The 15,809-nt window shown below is 74.5% G+C and carries 12 protein-coding genes; 8 read left to right on the plus strand and 4 right to left on the minus strand.

The genetic code is table 11. The features are described 5' to 3' along the window. Positions 1–77: 77 nt before the first annotated feature. From feoB to OG490_RS04540, 3 genes are all read right to left on the minus strand, one after another. The gene (gene feoB / locus OG490_RS04530) at positions 78–2,201 is read right to left on the minus strand and encodes a ferrous iron transport protein B (protein ID WP_330294983.1); all 2,124 of its coding nucleotides are present in this window, start codon (positions 2,199–2,201) and stop codon (positions 78–80) included. Continuing rightward, the gene (locus OG490_RS04535) at positions 2,198–2,425 is read right to left on the minus strand and encodes a FeoA family protein (protein WP_330294984.1); all 228 of its coding nucleotides are present in this window, start codon (positions 2,423–2,425) and stop codon (positions 2,198–2,200) included. Before OG490_RS04535 ends, feoB begins: the two co-directional genes overlap by 4 nt. Before the next feature lie 180 nt (positions 2,426–2,605). Further along, positions 2,606–3,526, minus strand: coding sequence for a LysR family transcriptional regulator (locus OG490_RS04540; RefSeq protein WP_330294985.1), 921 nt, complete (start codon positions 3,524–3,526; stop codon positions 2,606–2,608). A 121-nt stretch (positions 3,527–3,647) separates the two neighbouring features. Between OG490_RS04540 and OG490_RS04545 the strand changes: the two genes are divergently transcribed. Together OG490_RS04545 and OG490_RS04550 are read left to right on the plus strand one after the other, a co-directional pair. Next, entirely contained in the window at positions 3,648–5,114 is a 1,467-nt protein-coding gene (locus OG490_RS04545) for an MFS transporter (protein ID WP_443065752.1), read from the plus strand. A gap of 121 nt (positions 5,115–5,235) precedes the next feature. Next, on the plus strand, positions 5,236–7,488 hold the full coding sequence (locus OG490_RS04550; protein ID WP_330294986.1) for a PP2C family protein-serine/threonine phosphatase: 2,253 nt from the start codon (positions 5,236–5,238) through the stop codon (positions 7,486–7,488). Between the two features lie 19 nt (positions 7,489–7,507). On the opposite strand, the gene OG490_RS04555 is transcribed toward OG490_RS04550, so the two are convergent. Next, complete coding sequence (locus tag OG490_RS04555) at positions 7,508–8,635, minus strand: glycerol dehydrogenase (protein WP_330294987.1); 1,128 nt, start codon at positions 8,633–8,635, stop codon at positions 7,508–7,510. 318 nt (positions 8,636–8,953) lie between these two features. Here OG490_RS04555 and dhaK point away from each other — a divergent pair, with 318 nt between their 5' ends. From dhaK to OG490_RS04590, 6 genes are all read left to right on the plus strand, one after another. Next, entirely contained in the window at positions 8,954–9,973 is a 1,020-nt protein-coding gene (gene dhaK / locus OG490_RS04560) for a dihydroxyacetone kinase subunit DhaK (protein WP_330294988.1), read from the plus strand. A gap of 51 nt (positions 9,974–10,024) precedes the next feature. Further along, a complete protein-coding gene (gene dhaL / locus OG490_RS39115; RefSeq protein WP_443065753.1) occupies positions 10,025–11,227 on the plus strand; it encodes a dihydroxyacetone kinase subunit DhaL in 1,203 nt (400 codons plus the stop codon). A gap of 147 nt (positions 11,228–11,374) precedes the next feature. Then, a complete protein-coding gene (locus OG490_RS04575; protein WP_330294989.1) occupies positions 11,375–12,337 on the plus strand; it encodes an STM4015 family protein in 963 nt (320 codons plus the stop codon). 35 nt (positions 12,338–12,372) lie between these two features. Continuing rightward, positions 12,373–13,542, plus strand: coding sequence for an STM4014 family protein (locus OG490_RS04580; protein WP_330300772.1), 1,170 nt, complete (start codon positions 12,373–12,375; stop codon positions 13,540–13,542). Positions 13,543–13,579: 37 nt separating this feature from the next. Further along, positions 13,580–14,398, plus strand: a complete 819-nt coding sequence (locus OG490_RS04585) for an STM4013/SEN3800 family hydrolase (protein WP_330300773.1) — start codon at positions 13,580–13,582, stop codon at positions 14,396–14,398. Continuing rightward, positions 14,395–15,744 carry an STM4012 family radical SAM protein gene (locus OG490_RS04590; protein WP_330294990.1) on the plus strand — a complete coding sequence of 450 codons (1,350 nt, stop codon included), beginning with the start codon at positions 14,395–14,397 and terminating at the stop codon, positions 15,742–15,744. The genes OG490_RS04585 and OG490_RS04590 overlap by 4 nt, the downstream gene beginning before the upstream one ends. The last annotated feature ends 65 nt before the right edge of the window (positions 15,745–15,809 follow it).

The raw sequence follows: 15,809 nt of genomic DNA on the forward strand, positions 1-15,809 counted from the left end.
GGCCGGGTCGGGCCCACCGGCCGGGTCGGCTGCGCCCGAACCTCCGCCGGGCCCGCGGCCGGTCCCACCGGCCCCGCTCACCACACCAGCCTCGCGATCTGGAAGACCCCGACGGCCAGCAGCCAGGCCGCGGCCAGCTGGATTCCGAAGCCGATGACGGTCAGCCGCGTGCCGATCTCGGCCCGTTGTGCGGCCAGGGTGGCCATGCAGGGGGTGTAGGCGAGGATGAAGACCAGGAAGGCGAGCGCGGCCGCCCGCCCGTGGCCGCCGGAGGATTCGTCGAAGGTGGCGTGCAGGCTCGCGGTGAGTTTCGGGTCGCCCTCCTCCTCGGCCGAGTAGGTCTGGGCGAGGGTGGAGATCACGCCCTCCTTGGCGATCAGCCCGGTGCCGAGCGCGGCCGTGGCGTGCCAGTCGCCGAATCCGGCCGGGGCCACGACGGGCGCGGCCGCGCGGGTGACGGTGCCGAACACGCTCTGTTCCACGTCCACCTTGCCGAAGCCGCCGAGTCCCGTGCCGGAGGGGATCGCCATGAGCAGCCAGACGGCGGCCGCGGTGGCCACGATGATCCCGCCCGCGGTGCGCAGGAAGGCGGTGAGCCGCAGGCGGACCTGGGCGCCGGTGACGCGCAGGGTGGGCAGCCGGTACGGGGGCAGTTCCAGGACGAGGGGTTCCTCCTTCATGTCCCTGAAGAGGAGGGGCCGCAGGATCAGGCCCATGCCGACCACCAGCAGCACGGAGGCGACGTAGAGGAAGAACACGACGGTGCCGGAGTTCGATCCGAAGAAGACCCCCGCGATCATCACGTAGACGGCGAGCCGGGCCGTGCAGCTCATGTAGGGGATGAGCAGGCCGACCAGGAGTCGGTGCGAACGCCGGTTCAGGATGCGGGTGCCGGCCAGCGCGGGCACGTTGCAGCCGAAGCCGACGACGAGGGGGAGGAAGGCGCGGCCGGGCAGGCGCAGGGTACGCATCAGGCGGTCGGCGACGAAGGCGGCGCGGGCGAAGTAGCCGGAGTCCTCCAGCAGCGCCAGCAGCAGGAACATGATGATCATCAGGGGTACGAACGTAAGCAGCTGGCCGACCCCGTTGATCAGGCCGTCCACCAGCAGGCCGGTCAGCCAGCCCGGCGCGCGAACGGCCTCCAGGAGCCGCTCGGCCCCGCCGCTGACGGGGCCGGAGACGAAGTCGCCGAGGCCGTCCTGAAGGGGTTTCGCCAGGACCGTGGTGGCCTGGAAGACGCCCCACATGACGGCGAGGAAGAACGGGATCCCGAAGGTCCGGGACAGCAGCAGCCGGTCCACCCGGTCGGTGAGGGTGGGGCGGGACTGCGCGGGGCGGGGCGCGGCGCGCTCGATGACGGCGTGCGCCCAGGCGTAGCGGGCCTCGGCCACGAGGAGTTCGGCGTCGGTGTCCACCTCCTGCGCGGCCGCGGCGAGACGGTCCGCGGCCGCCCGCGACCGCTCGGCCAGCGCGGCCGGGACCCCGGGCGGCTCCTCCCCGCAGAGCAGGCTGACGGCCAGCCACCTCGCCGGCTGCGCAGTCCGCGCGGCCGTCTCGCGGGCGGGGTCGGCCAGCGCGGCCAGCTCGGCGGCCACCGGCGAACCGTCCGCCCAGGCGGACCGCGAGGGTGAGGGCGAAGCGGGCGTGTCCAGCACCTCGGCCACCGCGTCGGCGAGCCGGTCCAGCCCGGTTCCGCTGCGCCCCTCCACCGCCACGACGGGCAGCGCCAGTTCGCGGGCCAGCGCGCCGGGGTCGGGGGCCGTGCCGCGCCGGGCGGCGACATCGGTCATGGTGAGCGCGACCACGACGGGGATGTCGGTGTCGAGGATCTGCGAGAGCAGGTACAGGTTGCGGGCCGGGTTGGCCGCGTCGAGGGCGAAGACCACCGCGTCGGGCCGTTCGCCGGGCGGCGCGGTCAGGACGTCGCGCACCAGCGCCTCGTCCGGGGAGTCGGGCAGCAGGCTGTAGGAGCCGGGCAGGTCGGCGACGCGCAGCCGGCGGCCGCCGGGGGTGCGCCAGTCGCCCTGGGCCACGGAGACCGTCTTGCCCGGCCAGTTGCCGACGTGCTGGTGGGCGCCGGTGAGGGCGTTGAAGAGGGTCGACTTGCCGACATTGGGGTTGCCGACCAGGGCCACGACCGGCGCGCCGGCCCCGCGGTCCAGGGTGGCCGTCCGGGCGCCCTCGGTGCCGTGACAGCTCATCGGCCGCACCTCAGCCGGCCGGCGGTACGGGAGTCCAACGCGACCCGGGTGTCTCCGAGCCCGACGAGCAGGCCCCCGGTGGCACCCCGGGCGATCACGGTGACGTCGGCGCCCGGCACGAAGCCGAACTCCAGGAGCCGGCGCCGGCTTCCGCCGGCCTGACCGGGGTCGATCCCCGTGATGCGTACGGTCGTCCCGGGACGGCTGTCGTTGAGCGACGGCACCGGACCTCCTTCTTCGGTTCTACTTAGGCAAACCTAAGCAGTCCCGGGTGCTCCGGTAAGGCGCGCAAAGTCCCTGATCAGCAGGGACTTTCAGCCCACCGGTCCCGGCCCGGCCTCGGCCGTTCGGCGGAGACGGGCGGCGGAGACGGGCGGGAGACGGGCGCCGGATTCAGGGCCCGGCTACCCCCCGGCCGGCATCAGCGCACGGGCTCGGTCGCGCAGCCAGGCGTGCGCCGGGTCGGCGTCGTGGCGCGGGTGCCAGGCCATGCCGAAGGGCAGCGGCGGCAGGTCGAGCGGGATCTCGAAGGTCTCCAGCCCCAGCGCGGCGGCGAGCGGCGCGGCCTGGCTGGTGATCAGGCCGATGAGGTCGCTCTCGCGGAGCACGAAGAGGGAGGCGGGGAAGGTGCCGACGCTGCCCACCACCCGCCGGGTGAGGCCCAGTTCGGCGAGGGCTCCGTCCACCGGGCCTTCCAGACGGCCGCGCCGGGAGGCGATCAGGTGCTCTCCCCCGGCGAACCGCCGGGCGGTGATCCGCCCCCGCAGCAGCGGGTGTCCGCCGCGCACGACGCCCAGCATGCGCGCGTCGGCGAAGTGCTCGGTGCGCACCTCCGGGGAACGCGTGTCGATCACGCCGAGTTCCAGGTCGGCGACGCCCTCGCGCAGCGCGGGCACGTCCGTGTGGCTCTCCGCGAGGAACCGCAGCCGGACCCCCGGCGCCTCCCGGGCGACCTGGGCGAACAGCCGGGCGCCGAAGACGGCGGTGAAGAACTCGTTGGCCAGCACCGTGAAGGTGCGGGTCAGGCTCGCCAGGTCCACCCGGCCGCCGGCCAGGAAGAGCGCGTGGGCCCGCTCCACGACCGCCCTGACCTCGACCTGGATCGCGAGGGCGTGCGGGGTGGGGACCATGGTGCGCCCGGCGCGGACCAGCACGGGGTCGCCGAGCGCCTTGCGGATCCGGCCGAGGGTGCGGCTCATCGCGGGCTCGGACAGGTGCAGGCGGGCGGCGGCCCGGGACACGCTCGACTCCTCCAGGAGGACGTCCAGGGCGACGAGCAGGTTCAGGTCGAGGCCGGAGGCCGCTCCGGATTGCGTCATGTGCATGGATCCCTTGCATAACTTGCACTGGAAAGCAGGTCATCCCGACCCTACGGTGAGGACGGGGCCCGGGACGCCGGCCCCGCCCCCACTCCCACCTCAAACCCACCGACTCCGAGGAGGAGCCGTGCTCCGCCATGCCCTCAAGAAGCGGGAACCCGCCGCCGCACCTGCCGGCGCACCCGTACCCGCACCCGCGCTCACCCGCGCCGCCCTGCTGGTGCTGTGTGCCTGCGTCCTGGTCGCCCAGGGCATGGTCGCCGCCGTCAACCTGCTGATCCCGCAGCTCGCCGCCTCCACCCTGCACCCCACCCCCGAGCAGCTGCTGTGGACGGTCGACGCGTACGTCATCGTCTTCGCGGCGCTGCTGATCCCGGCGGGTGCCCTCGGCGACCGGTACGGCCGCAAGGGCGCCCTGCTCGCCGGGCTGCTGCTGTTCGCCGCGGGCGGCGCGGTCAGCGCGCTCTGCGCCGGCCCGGCCCTGCTCATCGCGGGGCGCGGCCTGTGCGGGGCGGGCGCGGCCCTGATCATGCCCGCCACGATGTCGGTCCTGATCCACCTGTCCCCGCCCGAGCGACGCGGGCAGGCGTTGGCCACCTGGACCCTGGCCGCCGGCCTCGGGGGCCTGGCGGGCAACGTGGGCGGCGGCCTCGCCGGGCAGTTCCTGACCTGGCGGGCCCTGTTCTGGGCCGTGGTCCCGCTCGGGATCCTGCTCGCGCTCGCCGTCGCCCGCACGGTGCCCCGTACGCCCGCACGCCGTGAAGCCTCCGTGGATCCGGCCGGGGCGGCCCTGCTCGCGGGAGCGCTCCTCGCGGTGGTCTACGCGATCATCGAGGGGCCCTCGTACGGCTGGGGATCGGTGCGGGTGCTGTCCTCCTTCGGCGCGGGCGCGGCCCTGCTGGCCGCCTTCACCGGCTACGGGCTGCGCGCCGCCCGCCCGCTGCTGGATCCGCGGATCTTCGCCTCGCGCAGGCTGCGGGCCGGTGCGCTCGGCATCGGCGCGGCCTTCTTCGGGCTGTTCTCGCTGTTCTTCGTCAACGCCCAGTACCTCCAGTACGCGAAGGGCTTCTCCCCGGCCCAGACGGGCTTCGCGATCGTCCCGCTCACCGTGGGCATGGCCCTGGTGCCCAAGTACGGCGCCCGGCTCCAGGAGCGGACCGGACCCCGGCTGCCCGTCGGGGCCGGGCTCGGCCTGATCGGCGGCGGACTGCTGCTGGTGTCCACAGCCGACGCGGGCACCCCGTACGCCCTCTACGCGCTCTACCTGCTCGTCCTGTCGGTCGGCACCGGGCTGTGCGCCCCCGCGCTGACCCTGACGGTGGTCGCCGAGCTGCCCGCGCACCAGGCCGGGCTGGGTTCCGGGGTGAACACCGCGGCCCGCGAGATCGGCGCGGCGCTCGGGGTCGCGGTGGTCGGCACGGTGCTCGCCTCCCGGTTCCACGGGGTGCCGCAGGGCCCCGCGCAGGTCGCGGCCTTCACGGACGCCATGGGGGCGGCCCTGCGCACGGTGGCCGTGGTGCTGCTGGTGGCGGGGGCCGCGGTGGTGGCGGGCTACCGGGACCGCGCGCCGGCCGGGACCCGTTCGCGGGCCTGACCTTCGAGGGCGCGGTGGTTGCTGCGCACCCGGTTCCCGTCGCACGGTGCGCGCGGACCGTGCGCGACGGCCGTCCGCGGGGCCGTGTGCGGGGGCCGGGTCCCGAGCGCATCCTGAAGGGGTGACGGCGAGAGGGGACATCGGCGGCCCCGCCGACGGCACCGCGGCCCGGGTGCTCGCGCGGGCCGCCCTGGACGCCGTGGTGGCCGCCGACGGGTACGCGGGCGGGGTCTACCTGCGCTCCGGCACCGAGGGACTGCTGCGGATGGCCGTCCTGACCGGGATTCCGGGGCCGCTGTTCCGGCCCTGGTGGCGGATGCACGTGAACCGCCCCTACCCGGTCGCGGAGGCGTACCGCTCGGGGCAGTCCGTGCACCTGCCCGACGCGGAATCGGCGATGCGGCGCTTCCCCCAGCTGATGGCCGGGCTGCCGTTCCCCTTCGGCTCGCTGTACGAGCCGGTGGCCCGCGGGCCGGAGCGCTACGGGGTCCTCGTGGTGCTGCGCCCCGCGACGCCCGGGGTCCCGGTCCCGGCGGGCGACCGGGCGCGGCTGCGCGCGGTGGCGGACCGGCTGGCCCGGCAGCTGGCGGAGCTCACCGCGGGCGGGACGCCGGTGGCCTGGGAGGGCGACCCGGTGTGCGTACCCGGGCCCGCCGACTCCGCGGGCCCGGGCGCACGCGGATCGGACTCCGGCTCCGATGGCGACGGCGGCCGCGACGCAGCCCGTACGGTCGTGGACCGGCTGGAGCAGGCCGTCCTGTCCGTGGACCGGCAGGGCACGATCGGGTTCGTGAACTCCGCCGCCCGCACCGGCGCCGGGACCCTGCTCGGGGCCGAGGGCGGACCGGAGCTGACCGGGCGGATGCTGTGGGAGGCCCTGCCCTGGCTCGGGCACCCGGCGTACGACGACCACTTCCGGGCCGTGTACCTGGCCCCCGAGCCCGTGTACTTCCAGGCCCGGCACGGGCAACAGGAGCCCGGGGAATGGCTGTCGGTGGGCCTGCACCCCGGAAGCGACGGGATCACCGTCACCATCGGACCGGCCGAACCGCCCGCGTACGCCCCCGAATCGGTGATCCGGCCCGGCGGCGGGCTCGGCTCCCCCGGCCTCGGTTCGCCCGGCCTCGGTTCGCCCGGCCTCGGTTCGCCCGCCGACCGGGCCTCGTCCCTGTACCGGCCGGTGGCCCTCGCGATCGCGCTGACCGAGGCGGTGACGGCCCGCCAGGTGTCGGCGGTGGTGACCGAGGAGCTCCTCCCGGCCTTCGGCGGCCGCCAGTTGGCGATCTACCTGCTCGGCGAGGGGCATCTGCACCTGGCGTGGGAGACCGGCTTCCCGAAGGGGTTCCTCGACCGGTTCGACGGGGTCTCGCTGGACACCCGGCTGCCGGGGGTGGAGACCCTCACCTCGGGCCGGCCGCTGTTCTTCGAGTCGATGGAGCGACTGGCCGACGCCTATCCGGGGATCCCGCTGGACGCCCACCTCGGCGCCCGTGCCTTCCTTCCGCTGATCGCCTCCGGCCGGCCGGTCGGCTCGTGCATCCTCGGGTTCGACGCCCCGCGCGGGTTCAGCCCGGAGGAGCGTACGGTGCTCACGGCGCTCGCCGGGCTCATCGCGCAGGCCCTGGAACGGGCGCGGCGCTACGACAGCGAGGCGGAGCTGGCCCGCGGGCTCCAGGCGGCGCTGCTGCCGCACCGGCTGCCGGTGCACGAGAACGTGGTCACCGTGGGCCGCTACCTGCCCGGCACCGCGGGCATGGACGTGGGCGGCGACTGGTACGACGTGATCGAGGCGGACGGCGGACGCCTCGCTCTGGTCATCGGCGACGTCCAGGGCCACGGGGTGGCGGCCGCGGCCACCATGGGTCAACTGCGCAGCGCCGTACGGGCGTTCACTCTGGCGGGCAGTACCCCGGAGCAGGTGATGCGGGGCACGAACCGGCTGCTCATCGGCCTCGACCCGGGGCAGTTCGCCAGTTCCTGCTACGTACTGCTCGACCCGGCGACGGGCCTCGCCCACGCCGTCCGGGCCGGTCACCCGCAGCCGCTGCTGCGGCATCCGGACGGCCGGACCGAGGTGTTGGACCTGCCGGGCGGGGTGGTGCTCGGCGTCGACGCCGAAGCCGACTATCCGCTCACCGAGCTCCGGATCGAATCGGGGGCGGTGCTCGCCCTGTACACGGACGGGCTGGTGGAGACCCCGGGAACCGACATCGACATCGGGGTGGACCGGCTGCGGGCCGCACTGGCCGCGGCCGGCCCGGGCCCGCTGACGGAGACCGCTGACCTGCTGGTCGGCGAGGCCGGGAACTCCACCGACCGGCCGGACGACATCGCCCTGCTGCTGGCGGCCAGGACCGGGCGCGCAGCCCCGTAGGACCGCGCGCCCGTGGAACTCAGCAGCCCTTGCCGGACTTTCCGGCGGTGGCGCGGGCGTACGCGTCGCCCGCGATCAGGGCGTCCGCGACCATGTCCGGGGTCACCGGGAACGGCATGTTGTGCGTGGTCTCGCCCTCCGCGGTGGCCGCGCGCCCGATGGCGAGGAGCTCCTCGCGGCCCGGGTCGCCGAGGCCGATCTCGGCGAGGGTGGTGGGCAGGCCCACGGCGCGGCTGAAGCGCAGGTAGGTGTCCAGCTCGTCGGTCGGGGCGCCCTCCAGGATCAGCTGGGCGAGCGTGCCGATGTTGACCTTCTCGCCGTGCATCATGCCGTGGACCTTGTGCGAGACGGTCAGGCCGTTGTGGATGCCGTGCGCGGCGGCGAGGCCGCAGGACTCGAAACCGAGGCCGGAGAGCAGGGTGTTGGCCTCCGTGACCTTCTCCAGCGCCGGGGTCACCACGTGCGCCTCGGCGGCCAGGCGGGCCTGGGGGCCGTACTCCATCAGGGTCTCCCAGCACAGCCGGGCCAGGCTCAGGGAGGCCTCGGTGGCGAGGCCGCCGGCCATGGCGACGCGGTTCGCGGCGACGCAGACTCGGGCCTCGTACCAGGTGGCGAGCGCGTCGCCCATGCCGGAGACGATGAAGCGGCTGGGGGCGTTGGCCACCAGCGCGGTGTCGACGAGGACGAGGTTGGGGTTGCGCCGGAAGAAGGAGTAGCGCTCGAAGGCGCCCTCCTCGGTGTAGATCACGGCGAGCGCGCTGGTCGGCGCGTCGGTGGAGGCGACGGTGGGGGCCGATACGACGGCGATGTCGCCCAGCGCGTGGCCGACGGCCTTCGCGGTGTCGATCGAGGTGCCGCCGCCGATGCCGATGATGACGTCCGCACCGGCCGCCTTGGCGGCCGCGGCGACCCGGTCGATCTCCTTCTGGGTGCAGAGCCCGCCGAAGACCTCCTTGGTCAGCTTGACCCCGGCGGCGGTGAGGGAGGCGGTGACGGCCGCGTCGACGAAGCCCCAGACGCCCTTGTCGGCCAGTACGACGGCGTTCGTCCCGAGGTGCGCGGTGTGCTCGCCCAGGTCGTTCATCGCTCCGGCGCCCTGCACGTAATTGGGCGGGCTGATCATCATGCGGGTACCGACGGTCTTCACGTGAATCCTCCTCATTGCGAATTCATTTCGGCTTGCTTATTCATCCCTATCACGGATTACGGCGGCGGCGGAGATATGCACGGTCCCCTTGCGGACAGGCCTTTCCGCGGCCGGATCCGGGACCAAGGACCCGGCTCGTTCCGAAGGTCCGCCCGAGTAAAGTTCGAGCCAAGTGGCCGGGAAGCGGTGGCTGGTCGGCGACGGTGCCGAGTGAATACCGTCCCGCAATTCCAATTTCGCTCCGGGTCGGTGTTCGCGTTCCACGTTCGCGTTCCACGTTCCATGTTCGACGTGTCACGTTTCAGGAAAGAGGCCCCCGTGAAGAAGCTCATCAATTCCCCCGAGAGCGTCGTCGCCGACGCACTGCGCGGAATGGCCGCCGCTCACCCGGGGCTCCGCGTCGAGGCGGAGAAGGGCATCGTCACGCGGGCGGCCGGGGCCGCCGGGTCGGTGGTGGGGAATCCGGCCGGCAAGGTCGCGGTGCTGTCGGGCGGAGGCAGCGGGCACGAGCCGCTGCACGCCGGTTTCGTCGGGCGCGGCATGCTGGCGGCCGCCGTGGCCGGCCCGGTGTTCACTTCCCCGGTGCCGGACACCATCGCGAGCGCCACCTGCGCGGTCGACGCGGGCGCGGGCGTCCTGCACATCGTGAAGAACTACACGGGCGACATCCTCAACTTCACGATGGCGGCCGAGGACTGCGAGGACGAGGGCGTCAAGGTCGAGCAGGTCGTCGTGGACGACGACGTGGCCGTCGCCCGGACCGCGAACGGACCCGGCCGCCGCGGCACCGGCGCCACCCTGTTCGTGGAGAAGATCGCGGGTGCGCTCGCCGAGGAGGGCGCCCCGCTCTCCGAGGTCGCCGCGGTCGCCCGCAAGGTCAACGAGAACTCGCGCAGCTACGGCGTCGCCCTGACCTCCTGCACCACCCCCTCCAAGGGCAGCCCCAACTTCACGCTCGGCGAGGACGAGATCGAGCTGGGCATCGGCATCCACGGCGAGCCCGGCCGCGAGCGCCGGAAGCTGATGACCGCCGCCGAGACCGCCGGGGCGATGCTCGACGCCATCCTCGACGACCTCCCCGAGGCTGCCGGCGCCCCCGTCATCCTGCTCGTCAACGGCCTGGGCGGGACCCCGCCCGTCGAGCTGTACATCATGCGCGCCGAGGTCCAGAAGGTGCTCGACGAACGCGGGATCACCGTGGCCCGCTCCCTGGTCGGCAACTACGTCACCAGCCTGGACATGGCCGGCTGCACCCTCACCCTGTGCCGCGCCGACGAGGAACTGCTGCGCCTGTGGGACGCGCCGGTGGACACCCCGTCCCTGCGCTGGGGCTGCTGACCCGCGTCCCGACCGCCCCCTCAACGACACCCCCATCCAGGAGCCATCCCCATGACCGCCGCACCGACCACCCCGTCCGCGACGACCCCCGCCACGGCCCCCGCGCTGGACACCGCCTACTTCCGCCGCTGGATCGCCGAGACCAACCGGCTCGTACGACGGGACAGCGCGCGCCTGACCGAGCTGGACGCGGTCATCGGCGACGGGGACCACGGGGCCAATCTGGTACGGGGCTTCGGCGCCGTCGGAGCGGCCGTGGCCGAGCAGCGGCCGGCCACTCCCGGGGCCCTGCTGACCCTGGCCGGCACCACCTTGACGAACACGGTGGGCGGAGCCTCCGGGCCGCTGTTCGGCACCGCCCTGCGCCGCACGGGCAAGGTGCTCGGCGACACCGGTGCTCCGAGCGTCCTGGAGCTGGGCGCCGCGCTCGGCGCCGGGCTGCGGTCGGTGCAGAAGCTGGGCGGCGCCGAGATCGGCGACGCCACGCTGGTGGACGCCCTGGCCCCGGCCGTGGCGGCCCTGTCCGAAGCCGCCGAGGCGGACCGGCCGCTGCGCGAAGCCCTGGACGAAGCCGTCTCCGCGGCCCGCGCGGGCGCCGACGCCACCGAGGGGCTCGAAGCCCGCAAGGGCCGGGCCAGTTACCTCGGCGAGCGCAGCATCGGCCACCAGGACGCCGGGGCCAACTCCGTGGCCCTGCTGATGGAGGCCCTGCGCGAAGCGGTGGACGCGCCGGAGGTGTCGCTCGCGCCCGAGGAGCCGGCCGCTGCGGAGCCGGCAGTCGCGGAACCGGCCGTGGCCGAGTCGGCCGCCGCCCCGGCCGCGGCCGCCCAGCCCGCCGCGAAGACCCGTACCGGCCGGGTCGGCGTGGTCCTGGTCTCGCACAGCAAGGCGGTCGCGGAGTCCGTGGCCGCGCTGTCGGGCGCGCTGCTCGGCTCGGTGGACCCGGCGCCGCTCGCGGTGGCGGGCGGCACCCCGGACGGCGGGATCGGCACCAGCGCGGAGCTGATCACGGCGGCCGCGCGGACGGTGGACGAGGGCGTGGGCGTGGCCCTGCTGTGCGACATGGGCAGCGCGGTGCTGACCGTGAAGTCCCTGCTCGGCGAGGTGCCTTCGCAGCTGCCGGAAGGCACCCGGATCGTGGACGCGCCGTTCCTGGAGGGCGCCGTGGCCATCACGCTGACCTCGGCGATCGGCGGCGACATCGATGCGGTACTGGCCGCCGCCGAGGACGCGCGGGGCTACCGCAAGCGCTGACCGCCGGGATGGCCGCTGGAGGGTGCCGGCCGGCCGGGTCCGGTCGGCACCCTCCGGCGGTCGGGATGTCGGCGGGGCTTGGTAGAACTGTTGTCGGAGGACGGAGGACACCCTTCCGACCCATCGCCACCATCAGGAGCAGCGCACATGACCATCGGTGAGCACCTGCGTGAACTGGGCGGCCTGCCGGCCTTCGACTTCCCGGGGCCGAAGGACACCCGTGCGCTGCCCGAGGCGGGGTCCGTGGCCTGGCGGCTCTCGGCGGACGTGTACGACGCCGAGGAGGAATGGCCCGAGGTCTTCGCCCGGTTCGCCGACTCCGTGGACACCCGGGCCGTCCGGTCGCTGATCGTGGGCGGCTGGTCGGAGGCGTACGACACCTCCAACGAGGCCCTGATAGCGGCGCTGGCCGAGGCCGCGGACCGGTTCCCCGCGCTGGGGGCGCTGTTCATCGGCGACGTCACCTTCGAGGAGTGCGAGATCTCCTGGATCCATCAGTCGGACGTGGGCCCGCTGCTGCGGGCCTATCCCGCGCTCGAGGAGTTCGGGGTGCGCGGCGGCGACGGCCTGCTCTTCCCGCCCGTACGGCACGAGGCGCTGCGCGTGCTGCGCATCGAGACGGGCGGGCTCCCGCGGGAGGTGGTGCGCGGGGTCGCCGCGAGCGAACTGCCCGCGCTCACCGAGCTCGACCTGTGGCTGGGCACGCCCGATTACGGCGGGGACGCGGAAATCACCGACCTGGAGCCGTTCCTGACCGGTCGCCGGCTGCCCGCGCTGCGCCGGCTCGCGCTGCGCAACAGCGAGATCCAGAACGAGATCGCGCAGGCCCTGGCCACGGCTCCGGTCGTCGAGCGGCTGGAGGTCCTGGACCTGTCCATGGGCGTCCTGGACGACGTGGGCGTCGAAGCCCTGCTGGCCGGCGGGCCGCTCACCCACCTCACCAGGCTCGACCTGCACCACCACTACGTCAGCGAGCCGCTCCGGGAGCGGATATGCGCGGCGCTGGCGCCGCACGGGGTGGAAGTGGACCTCGGCGACCACCAGGTCGCGGACGAGAACGACGTCGACGAGGACGGGACCGCGTACCGCTACATCGCGGTGGCGGAGTGACGCGTACGGCACCCGCCGTAGCCTCCGCGTCCGCCATGGCCGCAGCGGCCGCCGTAGCCTCCGCGTCCGCCGTCGAGTTCGCCGTGGTGGGCAATCCGGGCAACCGCCGGGTCGCCCTCTTCCAGGACGCCGTGCGCGCCGCCAGTCTGCCCGAAGCCCGGGTGGTGCCGTGGCTGGACGTGCTGCACGGCCGGGCCGTCTTCCGGGCGGGCGAGAGCGTACGGATCGACTCGCCCGGCGAGGATCCGCAGGTGGAGCGGCTGCTGCGCGGGGTCACCGACACCACGCGGGTCGAGGGAACCGGCCTCTGGTACCGCCGGTTCACCGGAGCCGTGCACGCGGTGGCGGACGGGGTGCGGGCGGCCGGCGGGAGGCTGCTGGGCGATCCGGCGGAGCTGGCGGCGCTGTTCGACAAGCGGCTCTGCCACGGAATGCTGGAGTCGGCCGGCATCCCGGTACCGGCCTCGCCGACCTCGGGCCCGGCCGCCGTCGCCGCCCCCGTGGGCGGCTGGGAGGAGGTACGGGCGGTGCTCGCGCGCCCCGGCCACCGCCGGGCGTTCGTGAAGCTCGCGCACGGCTCCTCGGCCTCCGGGGTGCTCGCCCTGGAGACGGGCGCGGGCGGCCGGATCCGCGCCACCACCTCCGTGGAGCGGGCCCCGTCCGGAGCGCTGCACAACTCGCTGCGGCTGCGCCGGTACGAGGACGAGCGGGTGATCGGCGCGATCGTCGACTCCCTCGCCCCCGACGGCCTGCACATCGAGCGCTGGCTGCCCAAGGCCTCCCAGCAGGGCCGCTCCGCCGATCTGCGGATCGTCGTCATCGGCGGCCGGGCCACGCACGCCGTGGTCCGCACCGCCGCCGGACCGCTGACCAATCTGCACCTGGGCGGTGCGCGCGGCGATCTGGCGGCCGCCGTGGCCGCCGTGAAGGCGGCGGGCGGCAGCTGGGAGGCGGACGCCCTCGCCGTCTGCGAGCGGGCCGCGGCCGCCTTTCCGCGCACCCCGTGCGTGGGAGTGGACCTGCTGCCGGGCACCGGCTGGCGGGGGTTCGCGGTGGGCGAGGTCAACGCCTTCGGGGATCTGCTGCCCCGGCTGACCGGACTGCCCGGCTCGCCCGCCGAGGGGCTCGACACCTATGCGGCCCAAGTGGCCGCCGTACGACGGGAACCACAGGAACACCATGCACTCGCCCCCGCCCACGACTGACCCCGCCGCCGGCCCCGGAGCCGCCTGCGCCCCCGACATGAACGAGGTCGTCGGCCGCGACGACCTGCTGCTGGTCACCCTCGACACCCTGCGCCACGACGTGGCCGAGCGGCTCGCCGCCGAGGGCCGGATCCCGCATCTGGCGGCGCACCTGCCCGGCGGGGTGTGGGAGCGGCGGCACGCGCCGGGGAGCTTCACCTACGCCTCCCACCAGGCGATGTTCGCGGGCTTCCTGCCCACTCCCGACGGGCCGGGCCCGCACGAGCGGCTGTTCGCCGCCCGGTTCGAGGGCAGCGAGACCACCGCCGGGCGCACCTGGGTGTTCGACACCCCGGACCTGGTGGCGGGGCTGGCCGGGGCGGGATACCGGACCGTGTGCGTGGGCGGGGTCGGCTTCTTCAACAAGCGGGCCGCGCTGGGATCCGTACTGCCGGGGATGTTCCAGGAGAGCCACTGGGAGCCGGAGTTCGGGGTGGCTTCGCCCCGCTCCTTCGAGGCGCAGGTGGCGTGCGCCGAGCGGGTCGTGGCCGGCCTCCCCCATGGCCGGCGGCTGTTCCTCTTCCTGAACGTGTCCGCGATGCACCAGCCCAACTGGTTCCACTCGCCCGCCGGTTCGGCGGCCGCCGGGGACTCGTGGGAGACCCATGCGGCCGCGCTGGAGTACGTGGACCGGCACATCGGCAGGCTCTTCGACGCGATGAGCGCGCGGCGCCGCTGCTTCGCGGTCGTCTGCTCCGACCACGGGACGACGTACGGGGACGACGGGTACACCGGGCACCGGCTCGCCCACGAGGCCGTCTGGACGGTCCCTTACGCACAGTTCTTCCTGGACCAGAAGGGGCCGACCGGCCGATGAACTCCACCACCCTCAACTCACCTACGCCCTACGAGAGTTACGTCTACGCCTACCCGCACAAGACGGCGTACCGCCCGCTCCCCGAGCGGCCCGCGCTGCGCGACCTGTGGGCGGAGCAGCCCAAGGACGCGCTCTCCCTCTACCTGCACATCCCCTTCTGCGAGGTGCGCTGCGGGTTCTGCAACCTCTTCACCCGGATCGGCGCCCCGGAAGGCCTGACCACGGCGTACCTCGACGCGCTGGAGCGGCAGGCGACGGCGGTCCGCGAGGCGCTGGGCCCCGACGAGCCGGTGCGGTTCGCGGCGGCGGCCTTCGGCGGCGGGACGCCGACCTTCCTGACGGCTTCCGAGCTGGAGCGGCTCTGCGACATCGCGGAGAAGCGCGCGGGCGCCGATCTACGGGCGGTCCCGCTGTCGGTGGAGGCCTCCCCGGCCACCGCCACGGCGGACCGGCTCGCCGTCCTCGCCGACCGGGGCACGACCCGGCTGAGCCTGGGCATACAGAGCTTCGTGGCCGAAGAGGCCCGTACCGCGGTGCGGCCGCAGAAGCGCGCGGACGTGGAGGCGGCGCTGTCGCGGATCCGGGACGCGGCGATCCCGGTCCTGAACATCGACCTGATCTACGGCATCGACGGCCAGACCGAGGAGAGCTGGCGGTACTCGCTGGACGCCGCCCTCGCGTGGCGGCCGGAGGAGCTGTACCTGTACCCGCTGTACGTGCGGCCGCTGACGGGCCTGGGCCGTCGGCCGAACGACTCCCCGGCCGCCTGGGACGAGCAGCGGCTGCGGCTCTACCGGGCGGGCCGGGACCGTCTGCTGGCCGCCGGGTACGAGCAGGTGTCGATGCGGATGTTCCGCCGCGCGGACGCGCCGGCGCAGAGCGCCGAGGGCCCCGCGGACCACGCCTGCCAGACGGACGGCATGGTCGGGCTGGGCTGCGGGGCGCGCTCGTACACGGCCGACCTGCACTACTCCTTCGACTACGCGGTGGACATGCGGCAGATCCGTACGATCGTCGACGACTACGTGGGCCGCCCGGAGGCGGACTTCGCCCGGGCCGACTACGGCCGGTGGATCGACGCGGAGGAGGCCCGGCGGCGACACCTGCTGCAGTCCCTGCTCCAGGCGCGGGGCATGCCGGTGGCCGAGTACCGGGGGCGGTTCGGGAGCAGCCCGTGGGAGGACTTCCCGGCGGAGCTGGCCGCCTTCGCGGAGCGGGGGTGGCTGGTGGACGACGCCGCGCTGCTCCGACTGACTCCGGAGGGGCTGGCGCACTCGGACGCGGCGGGCCCGGCGCTGTTCTCGGCGGACGTACGGGCCGTGATGGCCGCGTACGAGCGCAAGTGACGGCCGTGGAAGTGCCCGGAACGGACCCGGGGGCGCCGGGGACCGCCCTCTATGCGCCCGGGGCG

This window comes from Streptomyces sp. NBC_00503, assembly GCF_036346895.1.
Classification (GTDB): Bacteria; Actinomycetota; Actinomycetes; order Streptomycetales; family Streptomycetaceae; genus Streptomyces.

Coding starts and splice junctions, on each gene's coding strand:
- feoB (WP_330294983.1), bottom strand. CDS start 2,201: ATGAGCTGTCACGGCACCGAGGGCGCCCGGACGGCCACCCTGGACCGC.
- OG490_RS04540 (WP_330294985.1), bottom strand. CDS start 3,526: ATGCACATGACGCAATCCGGAGCGGCCTCCGGCCTCGACCTGAACCTG.
- OG490_RS04580 (WP_330300772.1), top strand. CDS start 12,373: ATGGCCGCAGCGGCCGCCGTAGCCTCCGCGTCCGCCGTCGAGTTCGCC.
- OG490_RS04575 (WP_330294989.1), top strand. CDS start 11,375: ATGACCATCGGTGAGCACCTGCGTGAACTGGGCGGCCTGCCGGCCTTC.
- OG490_RS04585 (WP_330300773.1), top strand. CDS start 13,580: ATGAACGAGGTCGTCGGCCGCGACGACCTGCTGCTGGTCACCCTCGAC.
- OG490_RS04590 (WP_330294990.1), top strand. CDS start 14,395: ATGAACTCCACCACCCTCAACTCACCTACGCCCTACGAGAGTTACGTC.
- dhaL (WP_443065753.1), top strand. CDS start 10,025: ATGACCGCCGCACCGACCACCCCGTCCGCGACGACCCCCGCCACGGCC.